This window comes from Hymenobacter agri, assembly GCF_054778495.1.
Genome location: NZ_BAAGZM010000475.1, coordinates 1 through 3,420, shown reverse-complemented (window position 1 = coordinate 3,420; position 3,420 = coordinate 1). Strand labels below are relative to the sequence as shown.

The following is a 3,420-nucleotide window of genomic DNA, read 5'->3' as shown; positions in this document are numbered from 1 at the left end:
CCCGACGTGGCCGACCGGCGCGTGCAGCTCAGCGTGGCCGCGGCCTACACCGACCTGAACACCGACCAGCCGCTGGACTTACTGGTGAGCCCGGGCCGCCCCGTGCAGGCGCAAGCCACCGTGGGCTTCCTGGACGGAGTGCTGACGAATATTGGCGACTCCGTCCGCATCACCCAAATCCCGAAAGGGCAGTCGCCACCCGGCCCCGAGCTGGCGCGCGTGCGGCAACGCGGCGGCACGCTGCTGCTGCAGGAGCTACTGGTGTTTCGGGGCCGGAGCGTGCGTGGGCCGGGCGGCAGCTACTTTCAGCGGCGGGCGCTGGTGGAACTGGCGGAGCACCGGCTGGCGGTGGTAGAAAGCCACGCCGACATTACCATGCTGCAATTCGCGACCGACCTGCGGGAACTGGGCGCGCGGCAGGCCCTGAACCTGGACACCGGCGGTTGGGACGAAGGCTGGTACCGGGCCGGCGGCCAGGTGGTGAAGCTGGGCAACCGCCGCACCGACACGGCCCGGCAGTCGAACTGGCTGGTATTTGAGCGGCCGGCCGGCGAGTAGCCCCGAACTCAGGCTAGCAGCCGGGCCTGGTGCGCGATGTTGATGAGGGCCGGCGCGTTTTGCAGCGTGGCCAGCACCACCTCTTTGGCGGCCTGCTTCAGCTCGTTTTTGCTGATGTCGCGGGTTTCTTCCTGCACCAGCTCGGCCAAGGCCTGGAAGGCGTGGGCCAGGGCCTCGTGGCGGGGACGCTCGGCGTGCAGCTCGGCGTAGGCTTCGGTGAAGTGCTGCTTGATTTTCTTGCGCCGCGCCCGGAATACCGATTCGCGCGCTACCGAAGGCTGAATGGAATCGAGCAGGGCCACGAGCGGCAGCAGCCGGGTGGCGGTGCTGGTCATGGCGCCCGTGAGGCTGGGGCGGTTACGGGTTTCGGCCGGCTCAACCGCGGCTTTCAGGGGCTCGCCGATGGGACCACGCGGCGGGTCGGCGTCGGCAAAGTCGTCGAAATACGCGGGCGTCGGATTCATGGGAGCGGGCTGGCGGTGGGCGAAACTGAAGCAAAAATACGGGGCGCGTCAAACATCGAAGCCGGCCAGTCGTCTTCTACCTACCAACCACCTAAAGCTGATTCATGTCCACCATCACCATCGCGGCCCGTTCGGCCCAGCCCCTCACCATCAGCCGCCTAGGCTACGGCACCATGCGCCTCACCGGCCCCGACATCTGGGGCGAGCCCGCCGACCGGCCGCAGGCGCTGGAAATCCTGAAAACTGCCGTGGCCCGCGGCGTGAATTTCCTCGACACGGCCGACTACTACGGCGAGGACGTAACCAACCGCCTCATTGCCGAGGCGCTACACCCCTACCCGGCCGACCTGGTGATTTGCACCAAAGTAGGCGCCACCCGCCGGCCCGACAAAAGCTGGGTGCCCTTCAACACCCCCGACGACCTGCGCACCGCCATCGACAACAACCTGCGCACCCTGCGCCGCGAGCAGATTCAGCTGGTGCATCTGCGGCTGATGGGCCACGGGCCGGTACCGCTCGACGAGCAGTTGGGCGCCATGTTTGAAATGCAAAAGGCAGGTAAAATCCTACACGTGGGCCTCAGCAACGTGACCCGCGCCGAGCTCGAAGCCGGGCTGCAGCTGGGCCCCATTGCCACCGTCGAGAACATGTATAGCTACGCCCAGCGCACCACCGTGCAACTGCCGCACGGCGCCAATCCCGGCGGCGAGGAAGTGCTGGATATCTGCGAGCAGCACGGCATTCCGCTCATTCCCTTCTTCTCGCTGATTCACGGCCTGCCCAAGGGCGGCAGCAGGCTGGCCGAGCTGGCCCGGCAGCGTGGCATCTCGGAAGCCCAGCTCAACATTGCCTGGCTGCTCCACAAATCGCCCTGGATTCTGCCGATTCCGGGCACGTCGTCGCTGGCGCACCTGGAGGAGAATTTGCGGGCCGCGGATATTGAGCTGAGCGCGGAGGAAATGGCTTACCTGGGGTAGCCAGCGAAATTAAGCCGAAGCGAAAGGCCGTCATGCTGAGCGTAGCCGAAGCATCTTTACCGCAATACTAAAATTGATTAGTGACGTGGTAGAGATGCTTCGGCCGCGCTCAGCATGACGTTTCTAATTATCAGCATGACGTTCTTGTCACATCCTACCCAACCCATTTAAGCCATGCTACTCGATACGCTCCGCCAGCTGTTTGCCCGCGACCTGCTCCGACTGCAGGAGGAACTTGAAGCCTACCACGACGAGGCGCGCATCTGGCACACGGAGAAGGGAATTGCCAACTCGGCCGGCAACCTGTGCCTGCACCTGGTGGGCAACCTGAGCACCTACATCAGCGCCGAGCTGGGCGGCGTGCCCTACGTGCGCGACCGCCCGGCGGAGTTTTCCAGGAAATACATTCCGCGCGCCGAACTGATTGGGATGCTTGCGCGCGTCCGCACCGAAGTTGACCGGACCCTGGGCAGCCTCCCGGCCACCAGCTTGCCCAACGACTACCCGGTGCCGGTATTCGACCAGCCGATGACGACGGAATATTTCCTGGTGCATCTGGCCACGCATCTGGCTTACCATCTGGGTCAGGTAAACTACCACCGCCGCCTGCTCGACGGGCCCGCGTAGGCCGGCCGGGCAACGGGCGCGCCGGGCAACCCTGCGTTTGGCTGGTGCGTCTATGGGCAGCAAACTCCTCCATTGAGCTCACGTAATTGCAGCATGAACAGCAGCTTTTGGGGTGGCCTCGGGGCGCTGCTACTCGCGGTCCCGGCCCCCGCCCAATCCCTGTCCGGCGTTTGGCAGGGTGTTGAAACCGACACCGGGCAGCCCGGCGGCTACTGGCCCACGGTGCTCCGCCTGCAAAAAAGCAAGGGCACCAATGTATTCGGCATTCTCTACGAAGAAGTGGGCACCAACCCGGGCATCACGGTCACGTTTCAGATGCAGGGCACCCGTACCGGCACCGGCCTGCGCCTCGAGCACGGCGAAAAGCTGAACGAAACCGGCCGCACCTTCGGCAACTACTGGTGCGACGGCTCCATCACATTCACCTACGACCCGGCCCTGGAAAAGCTTACCGGCCACGCCACCTACCGGCCGCAGGGTGACTGCACGGTGGGCACCATCACGCTCTATCGCATCAAGCTGAAATCGGCCGCCACAGTGCCGGCCGGCGTGGAGAGCAGCCTGCGCGTGTCGGGCCGCAACGTGCTCTGGTTTGCCGACGCCGAGGGCAAGCAGGCCCTGGCCGCCGGCAACACCTACCGCACCAAACTCAGCAAAACCACCACGTTCTATCTGCGTCAGAGCTACTACCCCACCCGGGAAAGCCCACTGGTGCCCATTACCATTCAGGTAAGCGGCACGCCGCCCAAGGCCACCCCGCCCAAGGCCGCCCCCGCTCCGCCAACCCCGCCCCC

5 protein-coding genes are annotated in these 3,420 nt (G+C 65.3%); 4 read left to right on the top strand and 1 reads right to left on the bottom strand.

All coding sequences use genetic code 11. The annotated features are described in order from the left end of the window. Nucleotides 1–558, top strand: a 558-nt coding sequence (locus ACYVDE_RS17880; protein ID WP_460502913.1) for a hypothetical protein, incomplete at its 5' end; no start/stop codon positions are given. Between the two features lie 8 nt (nt 559–566). Here ACYVDE_RS17880 and ACYVDE_RS17875 read toward each other — a convergent pair. Further along, nucleotides 567–1,022 carry a hypothetical protein gene (locus ACYVDE_RS17875; protein ID WP_460502912.1) on the bottom strand — a complete coding sequence of 152 codons (456 nt, stop codon included), beginning with the start codon at nt 1,020–1,022 and terminating at the stop codon, nt 567–569. Nucleotides 1,023–1,126: 104 nt separating this feature from the next. On the opposite strand from ACYVDE_RS17875, the gene ACYVDE_RS17870 reads away from it, so the two are divergent. The 3 genes from ACYVDE_RS17870 to ACYVDE_RS17860 form a co-directional block, all read left to right on the top strand. After that, nucleotides 1,127–1,999, top strand: a complete 873-nt coding sequence (locus tag ACYVDE_RS17870; RefSeq protein WP_460502911.1) for an aldo/keto reductase — start codon at nt 1,127–1,129, stop codon at nt 1,997–1,999. A 174-nt stretch (nt 2,000–2,173) separates the two neighbouring features. Continuing rightward, complete coding sequence (locus tag ACYVDE_RS17865; RefSeq protein ID WP_460502910.1) at nt 2,174–2,626, top strand: DinB family protein; 453 nt, start codon at nt 2,174–2,176, stop codon at nt 2,624–2,626. A gap of 93 nt (nt 2,627–2,719) precedes the next feature. Beyond that, nucleotides 2,720–3,420: hypothetical protein (locus ACYVDE_RS17860; RefSeq protein WP_460502909.1), on the top strand; the 701-nt coding region annotated here is incomplete at its 3' end.

Coding starts and splice junctions, on each gene's coding strand:
- ACYVDE_RS17875 (WP_460502912.1), bottom strand. CDS start 1,022: ATGAATCCGACGCCCGCGTATTTCGACGACTTTGCCGACGCCGACCCG.
- ACYVDE_RS17870 (WP_460502911.1), top strand. CDS start 1,127: ATGTCCACCATCACCATCGCGGCCCGTTCGGCCCAGCCCCTCACCATC.
- ACYVDE_RS17865 (WP_460502910.1), top strand. CDS start 2,174: ATGCTACTCGATACGCTCCGCCAGCTGTTTGCCCGCGACCTGCTCCGA.